At 62.7% G+C, this 24,444-nt stretch carries 22 protein-coding genes and 1 riboswitch; of the genes, 8 read left to right on the forward strand and 14 right to left on the reverse strand.

Annotated features, from left to right (window positions below):
* Positions 1-124: 124 nt before the first annotated feature.
* Positions 125-2,722 carry a translocation and assembly module lipoprotein TamL gene (gene tamL / locus BLW21_RS16340; protein WP_139255261.1) on the reverse strand — a complete coding sequence of 866 codons (2,598 nt, stop codon included), beginning with the start codon at positions 2,720-2,722 and terminating at the stop codon, positions 125-127.
* Positions 2,723-2,763: 41 nt separating this feature from the next.
* Here tamL and BLW21_RS16345 point away from each other — a divergent pair, with 41 nt between their 5' ends.
* Complete coding sequence (locus BLW21_RS16345) at positions 2,764-3,510, forward strand: TrmH family RNA methyltransferase (protein ID WP_092741996.1); 747 nt, start codon at positions 2,764-2,766, stop codon at positions 3,508-3,510.
* Between the two features lie 112 nt (positions 3,511-3,622).
* Here the strand turns inward: BLW21_RS16345 and BLW21_RS16350 are convergent, their stop codons facing one another.
* The 11 genes from BLW21_RS16350 to BLW21_RS16400 form a co-directional block, all read right to left on the reverse strand.
* Positions 3,623-4,780: an outer membrane beta-barrel protein gene (locus BLW21_RS16350; protein WP_092741998.1), complete on the reverse strand. Its 1,158-nt coding sequence runs from the start codon at positions 4,778-4,780 to the stop codon at positions 3,623-3,625.
* Positions 4,781-4,886: 106 nt separating this feature from the next.
* Positions 4,887-5,750, reverse strand: coding sequence for a hypothetical protein (locus BLW21_RS16355; RefSeq protein ID WP_092742000.1), 864 nt, complete (start codon positions 5,748-5,750; stop codon positions 4,887-4,889).
* A complete protein-coding gene (locus tag BLW21_RS16360; RefSeq protein ID WP_092742002.1) occupies positions 5,731-6,324 on the reverse strand; it encodes an RNA polymerase sigma factor in 594 nt (197 codons plus the stop codon). Before BLW21_RS16360 ends, BLW21_RS16355 begins: the two co-directional genes overlap by 20 nt.
* Positions 6,325-6,535: 211 nt before the next feature.
* A complete protein-coding gene (locus BLW21_RS16365) occupies positions 6,536-6,895 on the reverse strand; it encodes a CoA-binding protein (RefSeq protein ID WP_092742004.1) in 360 nt (119 codons plus the stop codon).
* A 328-nt stretch (positions 6,896-7,223) separates the two neighbouring features.
* Positions 7,224-8,606 carry a TlpA family protein disulfide reductase gene (locus BLW21_RS16370; protein ID WP_139255262.1) on the reverse strand — a complete coding sequence of 461 codons (1,383 nt, stop codon included), beginning with the start codon at positions 8,604-8,606 and terminating at the stop codon, positions 7,224-7,226.
* A gap of 261 nt (positions 8,607-8,867) precedes the next feature.
* Complete coding sequence (locus BLW21_RS16375) at positions 8,868-9,602, reverse strand: SDR family oxidoreductase (protein WP_092742008.1); 735 nt, start codon at positions 9,600-9,602, stop codon at positions 8,868-8,870.
* Between the two features lie 39 nt (positions 9,603-9,641).
* Complete coding sequence (locus tag BLW21_RS16380) at positions 9,642-11,315, reverse strand: MutS-related protein (RefSeq protein ID WP_092742010.1); 1,674 nt, start codon at positions 11,313-11,315, stop codon at positions 9,642-9,644.
* 402 nt (positions 11,316-11,717) lie between these two features.
* Positions 11,718-12,329 (reverse strand): hypothetical protein, encoded by a 612-nt coding sequence (locus BLW21_RS16385; RefSeq protein ID WP_092742012.1) that lies wholly within the window; start codon positions 12,327-12,329, stop codon positions 11,718-11,720.
* A 375-nt stretch (positions 12,330-12,704) separates the two neighbouring features.
* Positions 12,705-13,172, reverse strand: coding sequence for a GNAT family N-acetyltransferase (locus BLW21_RS16390; RefSeq protein WP_092742014.1), 468 nt, complete (start codon positions 13,170-13,172; stop codon positions 12,705-12,707).
* Between the two features lie 45 nt (positions 13,173-13,217).
* Complete coding sequence (locus tag BLW21_RS16395) at positions 13,218-14,810, reverse strand: NAD(P)/FAD-dependent oxidoreductase (protein WP_092742016.1); 1,593 nt, start codon at positions 14,808-14,810, stop codon at positions 13,218-13,220.
* Between the two features lie 59 nt (positions 14,811-14,869).
* Positions 14,870-15,286 carry an acyl-CoA thioesterase gene (locus BLW21_RS16400; RefSeq protein WP_092742018.1) on the reverse strand — a complete coding sequence of 139 codons (417 nt, stop codon included), beginning with the start codon at positions 15,284-15,286 and terminating at the stop codon, positions 14,870-14,872.
* 199 nt (positions 15,287-15,485) lie between these two features.
* Positions 15,486-15,690, reverse strand: a riboswitch (cobalamin riboswitch).
* Positions 15,691-15,867: 177 nt separating this feature from the next.
* Between BLW21_RS16400 and BLW21_RS16405 the strand changes: the two genes are divergently transcribed.
* Positions 15,868-16,434, forward strand: coding sequence for a DUF2911 domain-containing protein (locus BLW21_RS16405; protein WP_092742020.1), 567 nt, complete (start codon positions 15,868-15,870; stop codon positions 16,432-16,434).
* A 172-nt stretch (positions 16,435-16,606) separates the two neighbouring features.
* Here the strand turns inward: BLW21_RS16405 and BLW21_RS16410 are convergent, their stop codons facing one another.
* Positions 16,607-17,593, reverse strand: coding sequence for a tryptophan 2,3-dioxygenase family protein (locus BLW21_RS16410; RefSeq protein ID WP_092742022.1), 987 nt, complete (start codon positions 17,591-17,593; stop codon positions 16,607-16,609).
* 190 nt (positions 17,594-17,783) lie between these two features.
* Between BLW21_RS16410 and sdaAB the strand changes: the two genes are divergently transcribed.
* The 6 genes from sdaAB (at position 17,784) to BLW21_RS16440 (ending at position 23,935) form a co-directional block, all read left to right on the forward strand.
* The gene (sdaAB, locus tag BLW21_RS16415; protein WP_092742024.1) at positions 17,784-18,464 is read left to right on the forward strand and encodes an L-serine ammonia-lyase, iron-sulfur-dependent subunit beta; all 681 of its coding nucleotides are present in this window, start codon (positions 17,784-17,786) and stop codon (positions 18,462-18,464) included.
* A gap of 265 nt (positions 18,465-18,729) precedes the next feature.
* On the forward strand, positions 18,730-20,253 hold the full coding sequence (locus tag BLW21_RS16420; RefSeq protein ID WP_092742026.1) for a TolC family protein: 1,524 nt from the start codon (positions 18,730-18,732) through the stop codon (positions 20,251-20,253).
* Positions 20,254-20,372: 119 nt separating this feature from the next.
* Positions 20,373-21,761 (forward strand): efflux RND transporter periplasmic adaptor subunit, encoded by a 1,389-nt coding sequence (locus BLW21_RS16425; protein ID WP_092742028.1) that lies wholly within the window; start codon positions 20,373-20,375, stop codon positions 21,759-21,761.
* A 205-nt stretch (positions 21,762-21,966) separates the two neighbouring features.
* Complete coding sequence (locus BLW21_RS16430; RefSeq protein WP_245711929.1) at positions 21,967-22,956, forward strand: NAD(P)H-dependent glycerol-3-phosphate dehydrogenase; 990 nt, start codon at positions 21,967-21,969, stop codon at positions 22,954-22,956.
* A gap of 126 nt (positions 22,957-23,082) precedes the next feature.
* Positions 23,083-23,493 (forward strand): DUF4259 domain-containing protein, encoded by a 411-nt coding sequence (locus tag BLW21_RS16435; RefSeq protein ID WP_092742030.1) that lies wholly within the window; start codon positions 23,083-23,085, stop codon positions 23,491-23,493.
* Positions 23,486-23,935, forward strand: a complete 450-nt coding sequence (locus BLW21_RS16440) for an EamA family transporter (RefSeq protein ID WP_245711930.1) — start codon at positions 23,486-23,488, stop codon at positions 23,933-23,935. Before BLW21_RS16435 ends, BLW21_RS16440 begins: the two co-directional genes overlap by 8 nt.
* Positions 23,936-24,018: 83 nt before the next feature.
* On the opposite strand, the gene BLW21_RS16445 is transcribed toward BLW21_RS16440, so the two are convergent.
* A complete protein-coding gene (locus tag BLW21_RS16445) occupies positions 24,019-24,432 on the reverse strand; it encodes a response regulator (protein WP_092742034.1) in 414 nt (137 codons plus the stop codon).
* Between the last annotated feature and the right edge of the window lie 12 nt (positions 24,433-24,444).

Raw genomic sequence — 24,444 nt, forward strand, 5'->3', positions numbered from 1 at the left:
TTCTGAGTGAAGCGAAGAATCTCGCGCGCCAAAGTAATTTCCAACGACAGGATTACTTTGGCACGCGAGATTCTTCGCTTCACTCAGAATGACGGTCTTTCACTAACCACTAACCACTAACTACTTAGAACGGATACCCGATGCCCAGATTAAATGCGGTCTGGTCTTCGCGGAAGCTGAAGTTGCGGATAGCCCACTTGTTGCCGGGGGCGGTGGGGTCGTATACTTTGGTGGCAATGTCGAGGCGCATAATCAGGAAGCTCAAATCGAAGCGGAAACCGAAGCCCGAGCCCACCGCGAATTGCCGGTAAAACTGATTGAATTGAAACTGCGCCCCCGGCCGTGGGTCGGGCCGGATACTCCAGACGTTGCCAACATCGGTGAATACAGCTCCTTTAATGAAGTTGTAGAGTGGGAAGCGGTACTCGATGTTGCCTTCGAGCAATAGCTCGCCGGGCTGCTCCAGGTTGTAGTCGCGGACGAGCTTATCCTGCTCGTCGCGCAGCAGTTGGGCGGGGTTTTCGGGGTCGAACCGGTACTGCGTAAATGAGCCCGTGCCCAACCGGCGCGGTTTCCAGGCCCGCACGCTGGAGCTGCCGCCCGAAAACAGGTACTTGTCGTAGGGAACCAGGTACGACGAAGCGGTGCTCTGGCTGCCGTCGCGGGCAATAGTGGTCAGGCGCGTGGGGCTCAGGGCCGCCACCGCCCCGCCCGCCAGCCGGTATACCAGGTACGAGTCGGAGGTGAGCTTGTAGTAGCGGCGATAATCGGCCGTGAACTTGGTGAAATCGTAGATTTTCAGGTCGCTCTGGCGCAGGTTGCGCGTGTCGGTGAGCAGCGGCTGCTTCTGAAACAGGCCCCGGCTCAGGCCACCCACTTCGGCAAACAGGCGCAGGTAGCGCGCGTCGCGGGTTTCGTTGAAGTCGTTGGAGTTGTAGAGCGACGTAGCGTTGAAGCTGGGAATGAGCAGGTTATCGAAGCTGCGGAATAGGGGGGAGCCCTGCCGGATAAGCAGGTTCTGCAGAGTCGTCTGGAACGTGTCGCTGATGCTGGCCGTGCGGATGATGCTCAGGTCAATGGGCGTAAGCACGTATTGGTGAAAGGCCGAGCGCTGCCAGATATAGTCGAAGGTGCCCTCCACGTTGGTACGGGTGTAATCGGGCCGGTCGACGTAGGTGTAGGAGGCGTTGAAGCGGGTGCGCGGGTTGTACTCGCCCAGCCGCGGCCCCACCCGCCAGGGCACCAGAAACCGTGGCAGCACCAGGTTCACGTTGGCCCCGAGCTGGGTAGTGAGCTCGGAGCGCAGCTTTTTCTGGGTGTCGCTGCTTTGGGTGCCCGTGATGTCGTACTGCCCTTCAAAGCCGGCCCGCACCCCAAATTCCAGGATTTCGGCCCCGCCGAACACGTTGCGAATTTTCAGGCGTACGTTGCCGAACGGGCCTACCTGCTGGGCCACGTAGGTACCCCCGAACTCAGTGGTTTCCTGGAACTTCTTGGCCGGGGCCGCATTGATGGTGACATCGAGCAGGCCCTGGGTCGAGTCGGCCGGCGCTTCCGGGCCACGTACCCGCCGGTAGTTGATGGTAGTGAAGCGGAACATATCCAGGCTGCCGAGCTGGCGCTGGGTGCGCTGGGTAGTGATGAGGCTGTACGGCTCGTTGGGCCGCAGCGCGAGTTTCCGGTCGAGGGCCCGCGGGCTGATGCGGTGACGGTAGGCCAGGTAGTTAACCGAGTCGCGCACCAGCGTATCACGGGTGCGGCCAAAGCGTACGATGCCGGCGTCGCTGATGAAATCGACGTGGCGCAGCGTGTAGCGCTGGTGCTCGCCGCGGGCCGGGTTGGCCACGAGCGTGCGCAGGCGTACGGTGGCCGGCCGAAAGCTGGTGTCGGCCTCGAAGGTGATGTACTGCTGGCGGAAGTCATAGTAGCCCTGGTTTTTGAGCAGGACTTCCAACCGAGCGCGCTCGGCCCCGATAACCTCCTCATCGTACTGGCCACCCACCTGCAATAGGCGCTGGGGCCGGGCCGCCCGCACCCGCCGGGCCACAATCGAGTCGGCTACTTCGTCATCAAGTTGCGAGTAATGGAAGGCCGGACCCTCGTGGATATGGTAGGTAACCGTAACGCGCTGCGAGTCGGTGGTATAGGGCGCCTGCAGCGCCAGCAGGCGCAGGGGCGTAAACCGGCGGGTGGGCACGGTGTCGGTCACCGTAACGGAACTGCGGAAAAAGCCCTTGGACTTCAGATAAATGGACAGCTGCTGTACCGAGTTGGCCGTGAGCGAGGAATCGTAGACCACCGGCGGCTCGCCCAGGCGCATAATGGCGTTGCCCTTGTCGAGGGCCAGCTGGTAGCGGCGCTCCTTCTGTTCGCGCCGGCGCAGCAGCTTGCCCACCCGGGCCGAGTCGGTGCCGGCCTCCTTGATCTGGCGGGCGTAGCTGGCCTGGGTATCGGCCAGCTTGCGGGCAATGCGCTCGGGGTTATAAAACGAGCGGCCAAACTGGTAGATGGTTACCTTTGGCAGCGGGAAGGTGCTGTTCGGCTGCTGCTGCACCAGCGCCGCCAGCCGCTCGGGGTCGGCCTTTTCGGTGCCCTTGATGCTGACGTCGCTCAACAGCCGCTGGCCGGGCTTCAGCAGCCGCAGCGGCGAACAGCCCACCAGCCCGCCGCCGGCCAGCAGCAGGCCCGCCAGGGCCAGCTGCCGCAGCCGGGGCAGTTCCACTTGTTTAAAATCTCGCCCCAACAGGGCCTCAAAAGGTGCCAATGGTTTCAAAAGCAGTAGCGAAATACGTGCACGCGCTGCACCTGAAGAAGTACCGCACCCGCCACGGGGCCTTCCTGGTAGAAGGGGGCAAGAGCGTGCGCGAGCTGCTAAGTTCCGGCATTCCAGCCGAACGGTTGATAGCGACGCCCGAATTTGCCGAGAAAATTGCCGCCGAGCTACCCGCCAGCGTCCCGCTCGACCTGGTTTCGGCCGACGAGCTGACCCGCCTCAGTTCCCTGAGCACCAATAACACGGCCCTGGCCGTGGCCCGGCTACCCGCCGAAATACCCCTGCAGCCGGCCGCCAACCAGCTGCTGCTGGCCCTCGACGATGTGCGCGACCCCGGCAACGTGGGCACGCTCATCCGGCTGGCCGACTGGTATGGGCTGGCCGGGGTGGTGTGCTCCGAAACCTGCGCCGACCCCTGGGCTCCCAAAACGGTGGTGGCCACCATGGGCTCGTTCACTCGCGTGCCCGTCTGGCAGCGCGACCTACCCGCCTGGCTGGCCACGCTGCCCGCCAACCTGCCCGTGTATGGCGCCGACCTGCACGGCGACAACGTGCACCGCCTCACGCTCCGGCCCAGCGGCGTGCTCATCATGGGCAGTGAGTCGCACGGCCTCACGCCGCCCGTCGAGGCCTGCCTCACCCAGCGCCTGCACATCCCCGGCCGGGGCCAGGCCGAAAGCCTCAATGTCGCCGTTTCGGCCGCCATTCTGCTGGATAATTTTTACCGGAATAGTTGAGTTCTCGAATCACCTGCTCAAGCGTGCAAATGGCCCGCTGAACGGCTCCCAGGCAGGAGGTTCAACGGGCTATTTGTACGCTTGAGCAGGTGATTTTTTAATTCAAAAAGCCCTAGTTGAACAACACAACCCCAAAGCTGATGGCCTGGGCCTGGGGGCCGCGGTTGTTTTTAAACAGCTCGTTGAGGCTGTACTTGGCAAACAAATCGATGCCGCGGATGCCCATGGTGCCCTGCAGGCCGTACTGGAAATCTTCGAGGTTGTAGCTGCCGCGGTCTTTGTCCTTCTTAGTGTTGCCGTCTTCCTCGTACTTGAGCTTGGTGTGCGAGCCCAGGCGGTAGCCCACAAAGCCACCGGCCCCCACGCGGAATGAGTTGCGGCCCTTGTCGTCGCGGAAGCTGAGGGCGAGCATCAGCGGCAGGTTGATGGTCGATACCGCCAGCTTGCTTTTCTCGTAGTTGCGGCCAACTTCGGTGGGCAGCTCCAGCGTCGTTACGCCGTCCTGGTTCACGAAGCGACGGTTGTTGTCGAGCATGTAGTTGTTGAAGGCCAGTTCGGGACCGGTACGCAGGTACAGCGGCGAGCCTTTAGCGCCCAGCCGAATATCGTAGACCCAGTTGAAGCTGATGTAGCGCGAGCCCCAGGGGCGCAGGTCCAGCGAGTTGCCGTTCTGATCCTGCTGCTTGTTGGTCAGCGCGTTCAGGCCCAGATCGATAGTGAAGTTGCTGTGCACGGGGCGGTTGGCCCGTTCTTCAATTTTGGCCTTGCGCTCGGCCATCCGGATGGAGTCGGACTTGGCCGACGAGCCCACCCGCACCGACACCCGGTCGTTGCCGTCGGCGCTGTTTTCCTCTACCGTCACGCCAAACACCCGGCCCACGGTTACGTCCACCCGCTCGCCCTTTTTGGCGGGGCGGTCGGTCTGCGAATCGTTGTGCATCGTGATGCGAATCTGCTCGGGTACCCGCTTGCCGGGCTGGTCCTTGGCGGGGTAGAATTCCATCGTTACCTGCTCGGAAGAGGAGTTCTTGCTGGCCTTCTCGGCCTGGGCAATGTAGGTGTCGAGCAGCAGCATAAGCGAATCGAGCTTGTAATTGCGCAGTTCGCGCAGCTGGGCCCGGTCTTTCACGTAGAGCGTCATCGTGGCCTGGTTGGGCAGGCGCACCACAATCGTGTCGTCGTTCAGGGCACGCAGGGCGCGGGCCGAGCCGGTGGTCGAAACCAGGGCCAGCAGCATCGTCAGGAGCGGAAGCAGGAGGAAGCGTTTCATGGGAAAGTTGCGTTAGAGCTTGGAGCCTAGTTGGTAGAGCTTAGTTATTGGTTGTTAGACTGCTTGGAACAACGTCCTCTAAGCACTGCCAACTAAGCGCTAAGCACTATAATTGAATGGTTTTGGTGAGCGTGCGACCGGCCAGGCGGGCCTGCACGGTCACTGTTTCGGGCAGGCCGGCGGCGGTCAGGCTCACCGGTTCGCCCTGCACCACGTTGCGCACCTGCCGGAGCACGGCCAGTACGCCGTGGCGGCGGGCAGGCTGCGCCGGTTGCGGGGCCGCGTAAGCGGGCCGAACATCCACCTCAATGGGGCCGGTAAGGGCGACCGTGGCAGTGGGCAGCGCCGCGGGCCGCTTCTGCGCTACCCATTTGGTTTCGGGCAGCTCGGGCGCGCTGGCAGCCAGGGCCAGTACCGGGGCCGGCTCGTTTGCCGGCAGTCCCGAAGCAACCGTCGCCGAACTGGTCGAGGACCGGCGGTCGGCGGCCGGACCGGGTTGTACACCTCCGGGCCGGGCTGCCGTAGCGCGAACCGTAGTGGCCACTAAGGCGGCCGGCCCGGAGGCGGAAACGGTGGCGGTTGCTTCTGAGGGGCCAGATGGGGCCGTTGCTTCAACCGTTGCCTGGGCCGCATCATTTAATTCGGCGGCGGCCAGAAGTGGCTGTTGGTCAACAGAAGTATTGTTGGGCGCAGTAGCCGCCGCCGGGGCACTAGCGGCCGGTACGCGGGCGGGCGTAGTGGTAGCCAGCCCGGGCCGAAGCGTAGGGGCCGGGCCGCCGGTCAGCAGCCAGCCGGCCGCGCCCAGCAGCACGAGCAGCGCCACCGAAGCCGCCGCCAGCCACATGACGGGGCGGCGGCGCTTGGCGGGCTGGATTTCGGCCTCGATTTCGGCCCACACGAAGGCGGGCGGCGTGGGGGCGTGGCCCGCCAGCCGCTCGCGAAACAGCTTATCAATATCTTCCGGTTGCATACAATTCTTTCGGTGAGGAGGAGGTGGTGGGGGCGGCGGGGCGCGCCTGCATGTTGGCCACCGCGAGGCGGCGCTGGAGCATGCCCCGGGCCTTGCTGAGCTGCGACTTGCTGGTGCCCTCCGAAATACCGAGCAGCTCGCCGATTTCGGGGTGGGAGTAGCCCTCCAGAGCATACAGGTTGAACACCGTGCGGTAACCGGCCGGCAGACCCGCCAGCAGCGCCAGCATATCGTCGGCGCTGAGCTGGCTTTCGGCCGTAGCGGCCACGGCCGGCACATCGTAGGTCAACTCGTCAATGGCCAGGTGCAGGGGCTCCTTGCGGCGCAGCATCCCGAGGGCTTCGTTGACCACAATGCGCCGGATCCAGCCCTCGAACGAGCCCTCGTGCCGGTACTGGTCGAGGGCCCGGAATACCTTGGTAAATCCCACAATCAGGGCTTCTTCGGCATCCTCGCGCCGGCGCAGATAGCGCAGGCATACGCTCAGCATCAAACCCGAAAACTGCTCGTAGAGCTGTTTCTGGGCCCGGCTGCTGCCCTGGCGGCAGGCGGCTATTAATTCGGTTTCCGTCATGATGACAGCGGCAGCAGCGTAAAATTCAGGTCAGAAGCAGGTCGTTTGGGGCGGCAGATGCAAGGTAGCGGATAAGGGTTGCCTGGGGAAGGGGAAATTTTTAACTCAAAGAGAGAAAGTCAAGAGTAAAAGCCGCTGAACGGGCCAAGAAGGCAACGTTCGGCGGCTTTTACTCTTGACTTTCTCTCTTTGAGTTTCCTGACCTCCCCGACTAATACTGCCCCACGCTCAGCATCACCAGCGTGCAGGCTTCTTCGGTTTCGATGCCGCGCTGCCGGGCCAGCTTTTCCAGCTCGGGGTTTTCGGTGCCGGGGTTGAAGATGATGCGCTTGGGGTTGAGGTCGAGGATGTAGTCGTACCAGCCGGGCTGGTTCTGGGGCCCCACGTAGAGCGTCACCGTATCGACGCCCTCGGCGGCGGGCCGGTCGTTGCGGATATCGAGGCCGGCCACCTGGCCTTTGCGGATGCCCACTGGCACCACCTCGTGGCCGTGCTGCTTGAGTTGATGCACGGCCCGGTAGGCGTAACGGGCGGGGTTATCGGTAGCCCCAAGAACAAGGGTCTTTTTCATAAGTGCGGATGAGGTTGGGTGATTTAGAACGGGGGGAATTGGAACGGTGAATTCACTGCCAATCCTACCAAACTAGTTGGGCTATACGCAGGGCCGGCCGCAAAGTAGAACGAAGCGCTGCTTCTCGCCCGTTCAACAGCCGCCACCCGCCACACTGTTCCACGCCCTTGGGAGCCCAACGGCAGAGCCCGCCCTACGGGCAGTAGAGCTGGTTTTAGGAAACAAGGCCCCGAAGAATTACCGCTTGTTCAGGTCCGTAAACATCGTGCCCAGTTGCTCGCGCGAGGACCGGTGGGCTCGGGTCGCGAGGCTGGCGGCAACCATTGGGCTATTCTTTCAGGGCCTGTTCAAGAGCAGCCACGGTTTCAGCCCCGGCTGCCGGGCGTGGGGCAGGCACCCGTCGGAGCCGACCATCGCGACCGATAAGCAGATATGTGGGGTATGCCGTGACTTGGTAAGCGCTGGGCATGGTCGAATCGGGACTCCGTAGCTGCACTTGGCCGAGGCCGGTGAGCTGTTCGGCTGCCAGTACGCGTTGCCATTTGTCTTCCGGGTCATTTACCGCCACGGAGATAAACACGACATCACGGCCCGCGAAGTGCCGGGCCAGGGCGGTAAGGGCGGGCATCTCCTGCCGGCAAGGAGCGCACCACGTTCCCCAAAAATCGAGGTACACCACTTTGCCTTGAAAATCGCGCAACGAGACGGGGCGGCCCTGATGATTCAACAAGGTAAAAGCCGGGGCCAGCTGACCCGGTTGCAGACGAAGTTGGGCCTGTAGCATCTGCCGCAGGTTGCGGGCCAAGGTAGAATCTTGGTTCTGGGCCCGAAAGGTGGGATAGGCGGCCACAACCGCGGCGACGTTGTCGTTCAACTGAAACGACAACAGTTGGTACATGGCCCAGTCTCGGGCCTGGTGGTCTCCCAGGTCGGCGGTGGCTATAGCATACAGCCGGCGAGCCTCGGCGGGGTCTGCCGGCAGGGGGCCATCAGGCAGCAAACGGCCCCCATAGGCGCTCAGAAACCGAAGCACCGGTTCCCGCGTCGCCTGCTCATTCAGTTGTTGGCGGGGCAGTTGCTGCAGAAAATCGTAGTAGGTAGCGGGCAATACCGCCGCCTGCTTGGCAGCGTAGCGGTGGTAGGCGGGATAATCGAGCAGGAGGCGGGCCCATTCCAGATCAATGTCCAAGGCCGCCTGGCGTTGAAACGTGGGCGCTAGTGGGTGCTCTGCGGCATAGGTAGCCAGAAAAGCCCGTTGCCGTTGGCGAAACGCGTCCGTCAGGCTCCGCATTTGCGCAGGCGTGGTGGTAGGGGTGCGTTGCTGCTCGGGGCCCGGGTCGGGGTGGGCGGCATCGAACCGCCACAGCATCTGGGCGAGGTAATTGTTCGCGGCCGCTCCGCGCCCCGTGTACTTTAGCGTTTCGTCGAAGCGGCCAAAGTCGAGGGTTAGGTGCAACTGGTCGCCGGGGCTGAGATAGAGGCGGGTGCGCTGGCGGGCGTAAGAGAAGGAGGCATCCGTAGCGGCCCCGAGCCCGGGGATTACCATCTTAAAGTCACCAGCAATACTCAGCAGTGCTTTAACTTGCCGGTTGCCGTACCATAGCCGCACGGTATCGCCCGCCGGTGCATGGTCGAGGTGGCCACTGAGAACAGTTACGATGGGTTGGTTCTGTGTCGGCGAGGCGAGGGAAGTAACCAGCGGGGTTTGCACTGCAGCAAACAAAAGCCAAAAAACGATGGAAACATAAAAGCAGGTAGTTTACTCCTAAAACTGCAAGGGGGAGTCTGCCTACTCTAAGAAGGGTTGCAATAAGGCCATGTCAAATCGAAAGCATTTCGCAGGACCGACCACAAAGTAGCACCGGACGTCGCCTTTCGTCCACCCTGCAACCACTGTCTGCCCACCTGTTCCAATGGCAAAGTCTGCGTCGGGGGCCGCAAAGCGGAATTCAGAAAGCAAGACCAGGGGTGCTTACCGCTTGTTGAGGCCGGCAAACGCCGCATCCAGCTGCTCGCGCGAAGCCCGGTGGGCCTGGGCCGCGAAGCCGGTGGCCACTTCCGTGGTGTCGGTGGCCAGCTGGCGCAGCACGTCGTCGGCGTAGGCGTTCAGGGGCATACCGAAGGAGTGGTCGGTTTCGCCCAAATCGGTGTGCACGGCCGGCGGAATGATTTCCACCACCGTAATGCCCGCCTCGGCCAGCTGCCAGCGCAACGACTGCGTGAAGGAGTGCATGGCGGCCTTAGTGGCGCTGTAAATCGGCACCGACGCCAGCGGCACGAAGCCCAGCCCCGACGACACGTTGAGAATAGCGGGCGCGGTCTGCCCGGCCAGATGCCCGGCAAATAGCTGGCACAAATGCACGGGCGCTTCAAAGTTGATGGCAATTTCGGCGGCCCGCTCAGCCCAGTCGGCGGGTGCGGCGTGCAGGTCCACGAGCCGCTGAATGCCGGCATTGTTGACCAGCACGTTCAGGGCGGGGCACTCGGCGGTAGCCCACTCGAACAGCCGGACGCGCTCCTCGGCCCGGGCCACGTCGCAGACCAGCGTGCGCAAACCCGGCAGCCGCTCGGCGGCGGCGCGCAGTTTGGCCTCGTCGCGGCCACATATAAGCAGCGTGTTGCCCGCCGCGTGCAGGCGCTCGGTGAGGGCCAGACCAATGCCGCCGCTGCCGCCGGTAATCAGGATGGTGTTGTTGGTGAGGTTCATGAGGGGAGGAGGTAAAAGGGGGGTAGACTAGGCTTGAGCCTATACAACGTCATACGCACGGTCGTTTAAAGTGCGTATATGCTCCTGCTGCCTGGTCGAATCAGCCACGCAAATGACCTCTGCCGGCGCGGTTGGTTGCGCGTGGCTGGGGTGTGCCCGCGCGGCCAGCGTGGCACTGAGCGCCTGCGCGTCGGCGACCACCTGGGCCGGGTAATGCAGGCGGGCCAGCAACCGAATGGCATTGCGTGTGGTGAGCGGCCCGGCCTTGAGGCGGTAGTCGAAATACCAGTCTTCCGCCGTCACCGTTTCGCAAAAGTGGTATTCGACATAGCACGATTGCAACAGCGCCCCCAACTCCCCATCGTGGGTGGCCGCCACTACCCAGCCGCGCGGCTGCAGGTAGGCCAGCACGGCCTTGTTAGCGGCGATGCGCTCCTGGGTATTCGTGCCTTTGAACAGCTCATCGAGCAGCAATAGGTAGCTGCCGGGGGCCGCGTTGCAGGCCAGCAGCAGCTGCCGCATGGTTTCGGCTTCCACCAGATAATAGCTTTTGCCAGTGGGCAGGCTGTCGGCCAGGGTGAGGCTGGTGAGCACCCGGCAAAAAGGGGCGCGGTAGGCGGTGGCCGGGCACGTGGCTATGGTCTGGGCCAGCAGGGCAGTCACGCCCAGCGTGCGCATAAAGGTGGTTTTGCCCGCCATGTTCGAGCCGGTGAGTAAGACGCCCTGCCCGGATAGGGTGAGGTCGTTGGGCACGCAGCCCGGCACCAGCGGGTGGTAGCCGGCGTGCAGTTGGATGCCCTCGGCGGCCGGCCCAAACTGCGGCACGCAGGTGGTGTGGCGTTGCCGGAAGCTGGCCACCGCCAGGGCACAATCGACGTAGCCAACCGCCTCAAAGATGGTTCGAATGGCGGGCGCCTGCCGCTGCACGGCCACCCGGCAGCGGGCATACACCAGCTGGTCGAGCAATAGCAGCATCTTGAGCAGTTCCAGCACCAGCAAATTGTCTTCCACCTGAAAGAATGCTACCTGCCGCAAAATACCTCCCAGCCGGGCCAGGGGCGCGGCCAGCGGCTCAAGCGGCCGCAGGGGCAACGCCGCCCGGTGCAACGCCCGCCCTGCCCGGTGCAAGCGGCCCAGTTGCATCAGGGGGCGCACCATGCGCTGAATTCGGGTGCGCTGCCAGAAGTGAAACACCGAATTGATAAGGGCAAACACCCCCGTGCCCAACCAGAGCACGGGCAGCCAACAGCCCCCGACCAGCGTGGCCAACAGCCCCAGCGCAAGCAGCGGCGCGAAGCGGGCGCCGGGCAACGTGGGCAGGGGCTCCCCGCTAATCAAATCGGCCAGGAAGTACGTCTCGTCGGCCGTCAGCTGGTCGAGGGCGAGCAGGGCCTGCCCGCGGGCCCCGGGTTGCTGGGCCAGCAGGGTCGCGGCGGCAGCAAACTCGTGCAGGGTAGCCTCGTCGGCGAGCGGGCTGCGCAGGCGGTGGTACAGGCACTGCTGACCCACCCGGCTCACCGTGGCATCGAGCAGTTCAAAGAGCAGTTCGCCGTTCAGGTCCTCCCAGGTTTGGTCGGGCAGGCGGTGGTACGCGGGCTCATGCTGCACGTGGTTGTAGTAGCGGGCCACCCAGGGGAAGTGGGAAGCGCGCGCAGCCGGCTGCTGCCAAGCCGCCTCCAGGCGGCGTAAGCGCTTGCGGGAAGAAGTCCACATAAGAAATAGGGGTAGCTACTAGGGCGTAGGCGCTGCGTTGGTTGTGCTGGTAGTTATAAGAAGCGCGAAAGGTAGCTAAGGGACCCTTATCAATAAAGTAGTACGCCGGGTACAACGTTTGGCCGGCCCGAAAACCACCACGATACCAGGGTGGGGCTGAGAACTGGTTTTATGTTAATAGACGAATCCCAGATGGGACGAGGATTTGCACTTCCCCACTGCGCTTAAAATCCTGTTTGCCCAGGTCCGGGAAAGTGCCTAGTGTCGAGTTTGCGAAACTCATCTACTTTGCTAGTTTCGTAAAATTTGATTCATAGACGGGTTTCTTAAACTCGCTCCGCGCTGTAGCGGCCTGCTGGCACTTGGTGCGGGGTACCTGCTAGCAGTTTAAGAAAGGGAGGGTTATACCCGATTAGCTGCGTCTAATACCTCCGTCACCTGCGTAAGCTGTGCTTGCACGGCCGTAGCCACTGGCCCCGGGTTTTGCGTTAACAGGTATGGCAAGTTCAGATGCAAATCTTGGCCGTACCAGTCGTTGTTCAGCAACGGGAGCACGGCTGCGACGAGGCCTATCGCATTGGGATTGGGGTAGTCAACCAACGAATCCAGCCACAGCGTTAATCGGGCGTATAGCCCGGGGGAATCATTTAGGACGTGATAGCACGCCAAGAGCAGCGGCGTTGAGATATTGCGCACGGGCGGCTGAATCTGTAGACACAGCACCAAGAAGGAGAATTTATACCCACTGGACGTGTAAAACTTTAGAAAGCCCGCTTCAAAGGGCAACTCGCAGGGGTTACCTTTACTCAATGGGTCTGACCACGCAAGTATCTCCTGCTCGATAAAATCGTCGTAGTCGATTCCCTGAAGGGCTAGCAGCGCCAATAAAGCGTCGAATAACGCATGATAGTCCGCACGCAACTTTTCGTATGAAAAAGGCACAGGGTATCTTGGCGATGGCGTGTTGACAACCACGAACAGCTGCTCAAATTGTTTAATTGCCTGTTCTTGCATGTTACCTGTTCAGCCTGCACGGCTGTGCATGCTTTTGGAAGGGAAACGACTTCGTTCGCCTTTGGGTGATAAAACGTAGTAGTAGAGTTCAGCCAAACGGTGATTTAAACAGCCACCAGCTTTCGGATAAGGTACGATAAGGGCACGTTATCGGACCCTATCTGAGTTTGCGGTAATGTCGCGCATTCAACCACCTCCTCCGCACAGCTATAAGAGCCGGACAGGATGCGTGAAGCAACGCTCCACTAAGTACTCCGGCCCCCAGAAGCTCCACGGCCCGGAGGCAAGGAGCCGGATGAGCAAACAGGATGTTGGGAGCAGTGGGCCAGTGCATAGACCCTGTCGATTTTAACCGCGCTATACTAGATAGCCAAGTTATACCACGTCGCCCGCATTCTTGCGCATGCATACGCTGTTGGCCATGCCCACGTACGGCCCGAAGTTGGGAATGCGCCGGTAGCCGCTGCTTTCGTAGAGCCGGATGGCCTCGGGCTGCTGTTGGCCGGTTTCGAGCACGTAGCCCGCGTAGCCCAGTTCGGCGGCCCACTGCTCCAGCTCCGCCAGCACCGCCCGCGCCGCGCCCAGCCCGCGAAACGCCGGCTCCACGAACACGCGCTTGATTTCGACCAGATCGGGGGCAAACTCCTTGAACGCCCCGCACCCCACCGGCTCATCGTGCTGGTAGGCCACCACGGCGTGGCGTAGCTGGGGCATGGCGGCTTGGTTGAGTTGGGCGTAGATGAGGTGCTCGGCCCCGTCGCGCAGGGCCAGGTCCGCGTCCAGCAGCCGGACCAGCCGCAGGAAATCGGGGTTGTCGGAATCGGTACGGAGCAGGCGCAACATCAGAAAAGGGAGTAAGCACTAAAACAACAGAACCTCTCGGGGCCGTTACGCCCCCACAGCGGCCCGCACGGCCTCGGCGCACCGCTCGCCGTCCATGGCCGCGCTCACGATGCCGCCGGCGTAGCCCGCGCCCTCGCCGCACGGAAACAGGCCGCGCAGGGTGGGGTGCTCCAGCGTGTCCCGGTCGCGGGGAATGCGCACGGGTGAGGAGGTGCGGCTTTCCACGCCCACAATCTGGGCCACGTTGGTGGCGTATCCGGGGATTTTGCGCCCGAAGTTGGCAAAGCCCTGGCGCAGGCGCTCGGCCAGCGGCGCGCCCAGCACCTCATCCATGGGCACCGACACGAGGCCGGGCTGGTAGCTGGTTTCCAGCAGTTGGGCCGAGGTTTTCTTCTTCAGGAAGTCGCCCAGCAGCTGGGCCGGCGCGCGTTGCGAGTTGCCGGCCAGCTGGCAGGCGCGCTGCTCGATTTGCTGCTGGAGGCGCAAACCGGCCAGCGCGCCGTGCTGGCGCACATCCATATCGGCCAGCTCCACGGCGGCCACGATGCCCGAGTTGGCGAACCGCGAGTCGCGGCGGCTGGGGCTCATGCCGTTTACCACCACCTCGCCGGGGGCCGTGGCGGCCGGCACGATGAAGCCGCCCGGACACATGCAGAACGAAAACACGCCCCGCTGCTCGTTATCCACCTGGGTCTGGTGCACCAGCGCATACGAAGCGGCCGGCAGCGGGCCGCGGTCGGGGCGGCGGTACTGGGCCTGGTCGATGAGCTGCTGGGGGTGCTCGACGCGCACGCCCAGCGCGAAGGGCTTGGCCTCGATGAGCACGCCCCGGCGGTGCAGCAGTTCGTAGATGTCGCGGGCCGAGTGGCCGGTGGCCAGAATCACGGCGTCGGCCGTCAGCTCCTGGCCGGTGGTCGTTACCACCCCGCGCAGGCGGTTTTCGGTGATAAGCAGGTCATCGACCCGCGTTTCAAACAGCACCTGCCCGCCGGCTTCCCGCACCGAGTCGCGCAGGGCGGCCACTACGGCCGGCAGCTTGTTGGTGCCGATGTGGGGGTGGGCATCGACCAATATATCGGGGGTGGCGCCGTGCTGCACCAGCAGCCGCAGAATGCGCTGCACGTCGCCGCGCTTGGTGGCCCGGGTGTACAGCTTGCCATCGGAATACGTGCCGGCCCCGCCCTCGCCGAAGCAGTAGTTGGAATCGGGGTTCACGACGTGCTCCTTGTTGATGGCGGCCAAATCGCGGCGGCGGGTGCGCACGTCCTTGCCGCGCTCCACCACCACGGGCCGGATGCCCAGCTCTATGGCCCGCAGCGCCGCGAACAGCCCGGCTGGTCCGGCGCCCACAATCAGCACCGTACGCTGGGCCTGGCTCACGTTGGGGTAGCGGAACCAGGGGCCAAACAAGTCGGCGGGTGGGGCTTGGCGGTAAATGTCGGCCCGCAGGCGCACCAGCGGCTGGCGGCCCCGGGCATCGACCGAGCGCTTGCGCAGGTGCACGAAATCGGCCTGGCCGGGGCGCAGGCCGGCGGCGGCGAGCAGGGCTTCGTAGCGGGCCAGCTCGTCGTAGGCCTGTTCGGGGGGCAGCAGCAGCTCAATTTCCTGAGCGGCGGCGGAAGGAAGGGTAGCGGGCATAAGGCAGGGGAAAGGGAGTTATCCTTTTACGCCCGCAAAGATACGCGCCCGCGGCCGGCCTACGCTACCGGTTCGGGCCGCATTTCAGGCGGCAGAATGGCCACCGGGCGCTTGTCCTCATCAATGGCCACGAAGGTGAACAGGCCCGACACGGCCCGGTGGCGGTCTTCGGAGTACATCTGCTCCACAAATAATTCTACCCGCACCTTCAGGCTGGTGCGGCCCACGTGCTCGACGCGGCCAATGAGCTCAACCAGTGTGCCGCCGGGAATGGGGTGGGTGAAATCGACTTTATCGGAGGAAACCGTGACCATTTTCAGGCGCGAGAAACGGGTGGCCGTGATGAAGGCTACCTCGTCCATCAGGTGCAGCGTGGTGCCGCCGAACAGGGTGTCGTAGTGGTTGGTGGTGTTGGGGAAAACCGCTTTGAAAATGCGGGTTTCGGCGCGGCTGATTTTTTCGGCGAGCGTGAGCATAAGCAGGATATGGAAGAGAAGGGGTGGCGGAAAAAAAACCTTCCCGGCCCGGTTTCCGGCGTGCCCCAGCTACCCGGTTTCCCCTGCTGAATACTGCGCACCCGGTTATGCCGGCGCTGGCCATCCGGCATAACCGGCTAGGCGCGCGCCGCTGGCCCGCCGCGGTATTCAACAAGGCACCCAGGTCGCGGGGTGGCCTTATCATCATAAGCGGCGGGCAGGTCTCCTGACTCGGGCCTGCCTCCCCGCCCTTCTCGCCCGCCGAAGCAAACAATGGGCAACGTGGGGAGGCGTTGCCGCCGAAGCGGCCGGCCCTCACAGTAGCGCGTCTGTCCGGGAGTTGCACCCGGTTCCCTCTTAAGGCCCCACCCGAAAGCGTAGCCACCAACCGCTCATCTGACCTGAAAAACAGACAGAGAACGGGGCGAAGGTAGGTCGAAATCTACCGTTCTGGCTAAGGCAACGGCAAGGCAGTAGTGGCTCTGGAGCAACCAATCGATAAACTTAGGGTATACTTATTGCTCCAAGCGGACCTGCCGGCTACTGGTGCCGGCCCCCCGTGCCTTACCCGACCGCTGCTTATGCCCGTCATCCACACGCCTTCCGGGCGGAATTTTTCGGCCCCCCTGCTACTCGCACTGCTGGGGCTGGCTTTTCACCTGACCTCCTGCTCGGAGCCCGATTCCCCGGCCACTACCGAAAAAGCGGCCCGGCCCAGCCCGGCGGCCACCGTGTCGGCTACCGTGGCCGGCGGCGCTACGTTCGCCATCCGCTACAGCCGGCCCTCGGCCAATGAGCGCAAGGTAATGGGTGGGCTCGTGCCCTACGGTCAGGTATGGCGCACGGGGGCCAACGAGGCCACCACGTTCACCGTCGATAAGCCTGTACGGGTGCAGGGCCGTCCGCTGCCGGCCGGCAAGTACGCCCTGTTCACCATCCCGCAGGCAAAGGAGTGGACCATCATTTTCAACAGCCAGCCCAACCAGTGGGGGGCCTACGAGTACGAGCCCACCCGCGACACGCTGCGCGTGCCGGCCCCGGTTTCGACGCTCCCCCAGCGCCTGGAGCAGTTCACCATCACGGCCGATAAATCGGGCGAAGTGAATATTGGCTGGGAAAATACGCAGGCTACGTTTAAGGTTGAGTAGTAGTTAGAGTAGCTGAGACTAACGCCGTTTAGGAAGTTAAAACAACGTCATGCTGAGCTTGTCGAAGCATCTCTACCGCTTCGTTGAACGACTGTAGCGAAGCGGTAGAGATACTTCGACAAGCTCAGTATGACGTTGTTTTAACTTCCTGCAACAGTTTCAGCATCAATCACTACTCGCCGCCCAGCACGCTTTCCACCCAGCCCTTGCCCCAGTCGGCTAGTTCGGTGGCGGTCCAGAGCTGGGGGTAGAAGATGCGGCGCTGGAACTTGGGCGGCAGGTACTGCTGCCAGTTGGTGCCGCCGGTGGCCGCAATGGCATCGGGGTTGCGTTCGAGGTAGCGGACGGCCGATTTGTAGTGCATCAGGGGCCAGTTCACGTTCACGTTCACATCGAGCTGGCGCAGCTGGTGCAGCAGGCGCGGGTGCTGCCGGCCCTCGGGGCTCTCGGGCAGGCGCTGCACCACGGCCCAGAGGTTGCGCTGGGTGTACTGGCGGGCAAAGTCGTTGAGCTGAGCGGTGTATTTCTTCTCAAACTCGGTGAGGGTAAGGGCCTTGGCACCGGTTTCGACTACCGTGGCGCCCGATTTCCAATAGATGCAGCCCAGCAACTCTTCGTGGGCGGCGGCCTCGCCCAGCAGGCGGCGCTGCTCCTCGGGCACCAGGTTGCTCAGGGCAGTGCTGGCCAGCTCAATCATGCGGTACTGCACGCTCTGGAAGCCCGAGGCCGGCATCAGGGCCAGCCGGAACTCCAGAAACTGCTGCTTGTCCATGCCATCTACCATCACATCGAACGAGTCGATCAGGTTCTCGAAGTAGCGGTTGATGCGGCCCACGCGCAGCACCACTTCCTTTACAGTAGGCGCAGTCAGGTTGCCGAGCTGCTCGTACTCGCAGAGGCAGAGCTTGAAGTACAGCTCCGTAATCTGGTGGTAGATGATGAAAATCTGCTCGTCGGGAATCTCGGTGCGCGGGCGTTGCAAACTCAGCAGCGTTTCGAGCTGGATGTAGTCCCAGTAACCAAGGTAGCGGGTGTGGTAGTAGCCTTCGAGGTAGGCGGTTAGGTCCTGGTCGTCGGCAGCGTAGCGCTGCTGCAGGCGCTGCAGCTGCTCGAGCACGGCGGGCGAGAAGTCGGTGGGAGTGGGGGCGGGGGTTTCCATAGGCAGGCGTAAAGGTACTTGTTAGTGAATAGTGAATAGTGCGGTACGTCATTCTGAGCGTAGTCGAAGAATCTCTACCGCTTCGTTGAGCTCTTCTTACAACGGAGCGGTAGAGATTCTTCGACTACGCTCAGAATGACGTACCGCACTATTCACTGTTCGTTCTTCACTGTTCACTACTTTTACCCCCATGGCAGAGAAATCGAGTATTTTTGATATGATTGGGCCGGTGATGATTGGGCCCAGCTCCTCGCACACGGCGGGCGTGGTGCGCATTGCGCGGGCCGCTATCCGCATTCTGGGCAGCAGCCCCACGCACGCCGTCATCACGTTCTACAACTCGTTTGCCCGCACCTACGAGGGCCACGGCTCCGACCGCGCCATTGTGGCCGGGCTGCTGGGCATGAACACCGACGACGTGCGCATCCGCGAGGCCTTGGACCACGCCAAGGCGGCCGGCCTGAGCTACACGTTCCAGGGCGTGGGCAACGCCTCCACCATGCATCCCAACACCATCCGGCTGCAGCTGCGCGACGAGCGCACGGGCGGGGCCGTAGAGGTGGTCGGCCAGAGCCGGGGCGGTGGCGTTATCCGCATTGTGGAGGTCGATGGCTTCCCGGCCGATTTTTCGGCCTCGCTGCACACGCTCATCATCGATGCCGACGACGAGGTGGGATCCATTGCCTTCATTGCCTCCGTCATCTCGCGCGACGACTGCAACATTGCCACCATGTCCGTTTCGCGGCGGGGCAAGCACGAAGCGGCCCGGCAGTTCATCGAAATCGACTCCGACCTGCGCCCCATCACGCTCGAATACCTGCGCCAGCTGCGCTGGGTACACCGCCTGATTGATATTCCGGCCCTGGATTAGTCTTTTGAGCTGTTAGCTGATAGCTGATAGCTGTTAGCTGATAGCTATTAGCTGATAGCTTCCGTTTTTTCAGCTAACAGCTAACAGCTAACAGCTAACAGCTAACAGCTAAGCACTCACGGCTTAAAATGGGGTGTTGGTTGATTGGTTTGGTCGATATAGCGGGCAATCAATACCTTTGGCCCAACGGCTCCGGGCCGCAGCTTTCGTAGCCGCGCCGGGTTGCGACCCCGCTTTTCGCCTTCGTCCTTTATTTTCTTTGTTTATGAAGCGTTTCTACTGGTTGCTACTGAGTGCCGCCACTGTGGCCCCGCTGGCGGCCCGGGCCCAGACCACGCCCATGCAGCCGCCCGCCGGCACGCTGCCCTCCGCCGCGCCGACCGGGCCCTGGAGCCTGCAGGGAGCCGTCGACTACGCCCTGACCCACAACCTGAACGTGCGCCAGAGCCAGCTGCAGGCCCAGAACATCGACGCCACGCTGCTGCAAAGCCGGGCCGCGCTGCTGCCCTCAGTCAACCTCAACGGCAGCCAGGTCTGGAACTACGGTACCACCATCAACCCGCTGACCAACGTTTTCCAGAGCCAGACCACGCGCAACAATAACTTCTCGGCCGCGTCGCAGGTCACGCTCTTTTCGGGTTTCCAGCTGCGCAATACCATTCGCCGCAACGCGCTCGACTACGAGGCGGCCCTGAGCGACGTGGAGAAGGCCCGCAACGACTTGTCGCTCAACGTGGCCTCGGCCTACCTGCAGATGCTGCTGGCCCAGGAGCTGGTGCGCACCAACGAAATACGGTCGGCCAGCACCCAGCTACAGGTCGAGCAAAGCCAGAAGCTGCTGAAAGCCGGCGCGGTGGCCGAAAGCAACCTGCTCGACAGTCAGGCCCAGCTTTCCACCGATCAGCTCAACGTTATCACGGCCCAGAACCAGCTGGCCATTGCCAAAATCCAGCTGGCCCAGCTACTTAATCTCGATGAGGCCGCCAGCCAGGCTCTCACCATCGAAGCGCCCGAGCTGGCCGCCCCCGACGAAAACGCGCTGGCCGATGTGGCCCCGGGCGAGGTGTTTCTGACCGCCCAGGCCCGCCAGCCCGAAATTAAGGCCGCCGAACTGCGCGTACAAAGCAGCCTGCGCGGCGTGGAGCTGGCCCGCGGGGCTTATTACCCACGCCTGACGTTCGGAGCCAGTATTTTCACGGGCTATTCCTCCCTCTACACGCTGCCCGTTACCAGTTTCGACTCGGCACAGGTGGTGCTGCCAATTTTCCCAATTGACCCCGTCACCGGCCTGCCTTCCACCACGCCGGCCCCGTTGGTGGCCCTCACGCCCTTCCAGCCGATAGTGCGTCGTAGTTCCGAAAACGTATCGTACTTCACCCAGCTCGACAACAACCTGGGTAAAAACCTGCAATTCAACCTGCAGATTCCGATTCTCAATGGTCTGCAGGTCCGCACCAATGTGCAGCGGGCCAAAATAAACCAGCAGCTGGCCGAGGTGCGCTCCGAACAGGCCCGGCTGGCGTTGCGCCAGACCATCGAGCAGTCGTACGCCGATGCGCTGGCTGCCCAGCGCCAGTACTTGGCCTCCAGCCGGCAGGTAGAGGCGCTTACGCTGGCTTACCGCAACGCCGAAATTCGCTTCAATAACGGCCTGCTCAACGGCACCGAGTTCAACATCGCCAAAAACAACCTCACGGCCGCCGAATCGAGTATGATTCAGGCCAAGTACAGCTTCGTGTTCCGCCGCAAAGTCCTCGATTTCTATCAGGGCCGGCCGATTTCGTTGTAAGGTCCTGGGTGAGCCGCTGCTCATGATGCGTTTGCGCAGCGTGTGCAGCGGCTGCCACTCGAGCTTCAGCCAAGATTCCAACACTCCCAGACCCTCCCCAGACTCCAACAACCCCCGATATGAAAAACAATCGTACCCTGTATATCCTGCTGGCCGTGCTGGCGGTGGCGCTTGTCGGTTACATAGTGGCCAAGAAGCAGGGCTGGATTGGCCAGCCGGCGGGCACCGAGGTGCTGGCCGCCGCAGCCGCCCCTACCACCATCGTGGAAAAGGTAAGTGCCTCGGGCAAGGTGCAGCCCGAAACCGAAGTCAATATATCCCCCGACGTGTCGGGCGAAATCACGGAGCTGTACGTGGAAGAGGGCGACTCGGTGAAGAAAGGCCAGCTGCTGCTGCGCATCCGGCCCGATAACTACCAGGCCGTAGTGAGCCAGCAGAGCGCCGTAGTGGGCACCCAGCAGGCCAACGTGGCCCAGACCCGCGCCCGCCTGCAGCAGCTGCTGGCCAGCGCCCGGCAGACCGAGCTTACGTACCGCCGCAATGCCTCGCTCTACAAGCAGAAGGTAATTTCGCAGGCCGACTACGAGGCCAGCAAAGCCGCCTACGACGCTTCGCAGGAAGAAATTAACTCGGCCCGCCAGAGCATCCGCGGGGCCCAGAGCAGCGTCCGCTCGGCCCAGGCCGGCCTGGAAGACGCCCGCCGCAACCTCGACAAAACCACCATTTATTCGCCCGTAAGCGGCACCGTGAGCAAGCTCAACGTGAAGAAGGGCGAGCGGGTAGTGGGCACCAGCCAGATGGCGGGTACCGAAATCATGCGCATTGCCAACCTGCGCGAAATGGAAGTGCGGGTGAGCGTGAATGAAAACGACATCATCAACGTGACCCTGGGCGACTCGGCCGATGTGGAAGTGGACAGCTACTCCAGCCAGGACCAGCGGTTTAAGGGCGTGGTAACCAGCATTGCCAACACGGCCAAAGACGCGCTGACGGCCGAGGCCGTAACCGAATTTGAGGTGAAAATCCGGCTGTTGCCTTCCTCCTACGAGAACCTGCTGCAGGCCAAGCCCGGCCGCCGGGTGGTGCCCTTCCGCCCCGGCATGACGGCCTCGGTCGATATCATCACCAACCGTAAAAGCAACGTGCTGAGCGTGCCGCTGGCCGCCGTAACCACCCGTACCGACAGCACCAAAACGGCATCGGCCGCCCCGGAAGGCGGGGCTAAAGCCGCCGCCAAAACCGAAGGCGCCACCGCCGGCCTGCAGGCCGCCCCCCAGGAAGTGGTGTTCCTGCTGCGCAACGGCAAGGCCGTGATGACGCCCGTGAAAACCGGCATCAGCGACTTCCAGAACATCGAAATCATCAGCGGTATTCAGGCCGGCGACCAAGTGGCCAGCGGCCCGTTCCGGGCCGTGTCCAAGACCCTGAAAGACGGGGCTCTTGTCGTCATCAAGGATGCCAAAAGCCTCAACAAGGAAGCCCTGAAAGAGGACGCGCCGGCGGAGTAAACGGATGCGTGAAGGCATGATCCGGCGAATGAGTTACGAAGAGCGTCATTCAAGGCGAAGCAAAGCAGCGCGCGTGAAGTCGTTGGGTTATCCTGACAGCCTGAGCACGCGAGGTTCGTCGCTTCGCCTTGAATGACGTTCTTTGTTAACCGGGTTACTCAATCACGCTTTCCTCCTTCCCCTTTATCTATCACCCCACCCACTCTTGGAAAAAATAGCCATGCTCGGCGGGGGCTCCTGGGCCACCGCACTCACCAAAATTCTGTCGGAAAACGGCGGCCGCGTGCATTGGTGGATGCGCGGCAAAGAGGACGTGCAGCACTTGCTGCGCACCCGCCACAACCCGCGCTACCTCTCGTCGGTGGCTCACGACCTGGACTACGTGCTGCCCACTACCGACCTGAAGGAAGCCGTGGGCGCCGCCGACTGGCTGGTGCTGGCCGTGCCGGCTGCCTTCGTGCAGAGCGCCCTCGATAAGCTCGACCGCGACGCGCTGAAGGGCAAACGGGTAATTTCGGCCATTAAGGGCATGATTCCGGGCAAAAACGTGCTCGTGACCGACTACGTGGCCGAGCGGTTCAAGCTGCCCCACACCCGCCTGGGCGTAATAGCTGGTCCCTGCCACGCCGAGGAAGTGGCTCTCGAAAAGCAGAGCTACCTGACCATCGGCTCGCCCGACATGGAGCTGGCCGAGGACTTCTGCCGGCTGCTGCGCAACCGCTACGTGAAGGCCAACCCCGCCACCGACCTCGACGGCATTGAGTACTGCGCCGTGATGAAGAACATCATTGCCCTAACCGGCGGTATTGCCCACGGCCTGGGCTACGGCGACAATTTCCAGGCGGTACTGGTGAGCAACGCCGTGCAGGAAATGCGCCGCTTTGCCCATGCCCTCAACCCCCAGCCCCGCGACCTGTCGGGCTCGGCCTACCTGGGCGATTTGCTGGTGACAGCCTATTCGCAGTTCTCGCGCAACCGCACTTTCGGCAACATGGTGGGCCGGGGTTACTCCGTAAAATCGGCCCAGCTGGAGATGAATATGATTGCCGAGGGCTACTACGCCGTCAAGAGCATCCACGAAATCAACCGCAAGCTGCAGGTGGCCATGCCCATCACCACGGCGGCCTATAACATTCTCTATGAGAAGATTGCGCCGGCCATCGAGATTGAGCTGCTGAAGGAAAAGCTGAAGTAGCCGGGGCGCGTGGGGCCAGCCGTTGGCCGGACCAATTGGCCCGGGCCGCGCAACTACGCACAGTCCGACTATTATTTCCTTCTTTAGGCTGATATTTACTCACCAAACCACCAATACCACCACACCATGGGAGCCTGGGGCTACTATAACTTCGACAACGACACGGCCGCCGACTTTGCCGAAGATTTCAAAGCTGAACCCTCCGCCGGGGTGCTCGAACTGGCCCTGGCCGCCACGGTAGACTCCGAGGATTACCTCGACGCCGACGTGGCCAACGAGGCGCTGGCAGCGGCCGAAATTGTGGCCGCCATCTTGGGTAAGCCCGCCCGCAACTTCCCCGCCGACCTGCTGGGCATCATTCCGCGCCTCGATTTGAGCCATATTGAGCCCCTGCGGAAGCCGGCCCAGCAGGCCGTGCGCGCCGTGCTCGGGTCCGATTCGGAGCTGCGCGAACTGTGGGAGGACTCCGACGAGTTCGAGAACTGGGAGGATTTGCAGCGGCAACTGCTCAAGCGCCTCGATAAGCCGGGTGCCTAGCGTGGCGGGCGCGGGCGGCTGGCTGGGACTGGCGCTGCTGGCGGCGCTGTGCCTGGCCGGCTATAACTTCTTTATCAAGCTGGCGGCGGGCCACATTGCTGCCGCCGCCGGGGCCGTAGTGCTGCAACTGGTAGCCGCCACGCTGGGCGGCATCTGGCTGCTGAGCCTGCACCTGAAAGGCACCCCACTGCCTGTTACGGGCCGGGGACTGGGGCTGGCCGCGCTGGCGGGCCTGGGCGTAGGCCTGGCCGAAATCCTGACCTTTATAGTGTTCGAGCGGGGCGTGCCCGCCTCGGTGGGCACGCCTATCATCGTGGGTGGCTCGGTGCTGCTGACGGCCCTGCTGGGCGTGCTGGTAGCCCGCGAAACGCTAGCGTGGCCGCAGGCGCTGGGGCTGCTGGCCATTGTGGGTGGGGTGGTGCTGCTGGCCCGGGGCGCCTAGCCGAGTTGTTTGGTGGGGCACTGGGTAGTAGGTGGCTATACCCATTCGCAGTAGCCAATTGGTAGCGAATAGCCTCCGCATGGCTAGCTAACGGGTAAGTTGCGTTGGAAGTGCAGTTGCAGAAGCTGGTCGATTTTCTCTTTAGTGAGCGGCTTGCTGACCAGCCCGGCAATGTTGAGCTCTTCCAGGCGGCTCAGGTCGCGGGCGTCCATGGTGGTTGTGAGCATGATGATGACGGTGGCCCGGCTTTGGGCGAGCGGGAGCTGCCGGAAGGCCTCCAGAAAGGCAATGCCCCCCATGCCGGGCATTTTCACGTCGAGCAGAATCAGGGCGGGCTCGTGGAGGTCGGACATGCCGGCAACCAACTCCAGGGCCTGCGCCCCGTCCTCGGCCGTCAGCAAACGGTCGGTCACATCGAGCTGCCGGAAGAGCAGCTCGTTCAAGAAATTATTGGTCGAGTCGTCATCGACCAGCAGCACGCTTGAAAGCTTTTCCATGAGCAGGTGAGG

The organism is Hymenobacter psychrophilus (assembly GCF_900107135.1).
Classification (GTDB): domain Bacteria; phylum Bacteroidota; class Bacteroidia; order Cytophagales; family Hymenobacteraceae; genus Hymenobacter; species Hymenobacter psychrophilus.

Excerpts from the sequence above, each read along its gene's own strand:
- BLW21_RS16345 (WP_092741996.1), top strand. The coding sequence starts at position 2,764 with ATGGTTTCAAAAGCAGTAGCGAAATACGTGCACGCGCTGCACCTGAAG.
- BLW21_RS16350 (WP_092741998.1), bottom strand. The coding sequence starts at position 4,780 with ATGAAACGCTTCCTCCTGCTTCCGCTCCTGACGATGCTGCTGGCCCTG.
- BLW21_RS16355 (WP_092742000.1), bottom strand. The coding sequence starts at position 5,750 with ATGCAACCGGAAGATATTGATAAGCTGTTTCGCGAGCGGCTGGCGGGC.
- BLW21_RS16360 (WP_092742002.1), bottom strand. The coding sequence starts at position 6,324 with ATGACGGAAACCGAATTAATAGCCGCCTGCCGCCAGGGCAGCAGCCGG.
- BLW21_RS16365 (WP_092742004.1), bottom strand. The coding sequence starts at position 6,895 with ATGAAAAAGACCCTTGTTCTTGGGGCTACCGATAACCCCGCCCGTTAC.
- BLW21_RS16375 (WP_092742008.1), bottom strand. The coding sequence starts at position 9,602 with ATGAACCTCACCAACAACACCATCCTGATTACCGGCGGCAGCGGCGGC.
- BLW21_RS16380 (WP_092742010.1), bottom strand. The coding sequence starts at position 11,315 with ATGTGGACTTCTTCCCGCAAGCGCTTACGCCGCCTGGAGGCGGCTTGG.
- BLW21_RS16385 (WP_092742012.1), bottom strand. The coding sequence starts at position 12,329 with ATGCAAGAACAGGCAATTAAACAATTTGAGCAGCTGTTCGTGGTTGTC.
- BLW21_RS16390 (WP_092742014.1), bottom strand. The coding sequence starts at position 13,172 with ATGTTGCGCCTGCTCCGTACCGATTCCGACAACCCCGATTTCCTGCGG.
- BLW21_RS16395 (WP_092742016.1), bottom strand. The coding sequence starts at position 14,810 with ATGCCCGCTACCCTTCCTTCCGCCGCCGCTCAGGAAATTGAGCTGCTG.
- BLW21_RS16400 (WP_092742018.1), bottom strand. The coding sequence starts at position 15,286 with ATGCTCACGCTCGCCGAAAAAATCAGCCGCGCCGAAACCCGCATTTTC.
- BLW21_RS16405 (WP_092742020.1), top strand. The coding sequence starts at position 15,868 with ATGCCCGTCATCCACACGCCTTCCGGGCGGAATTTTTCGGCCCCCCTG.
- BLW21_RS16410 (WP_092742022.1), bottom strand. The coding sequence starts at position 17,593 with ATGGAAACCCCCGCCCCCACTCCCACCGACTTCTCGCCCGCCGTGCTC.
- sdaAB (WP_092742024.1), top strand. The coding sequence starts at position 17,784 with ATGGCAGAGAAATCGAGTATTTTTGATATGATTGGGCCGGTGATGATT.
- BLW21_RS16420 (WP_092742026.1), top strand. The coding sequence starts at position 18,730 with ATGAAGCGTTTCTACTGGTTGCTACTGAGTGCCGCCACTGTGGCCCCG.
- BLW21_RS16425 (WP_092742028.1), top strand. The coding sequence starts at position 20,373 with ATGAAAAACAATCGTACCCTGTATATCCTGCTGGCCGTGCTGGCGGTG.
- BLW21_RS16435 (WP_092742030.1), top strand. The coding sequence starts at position 23,083 with ATGGGAGCCTGGGGCTACTATAACTTCGACAACGACACGGCCGCCGAC.
- BLW21_RS16445 (WP_092742034.1), bottom strand. The coding sequence starts at position 24,432 with ATGGAAAAGCTTTCAAGCGTGCTGCTGGTCGATGACGACTCGACCAAT.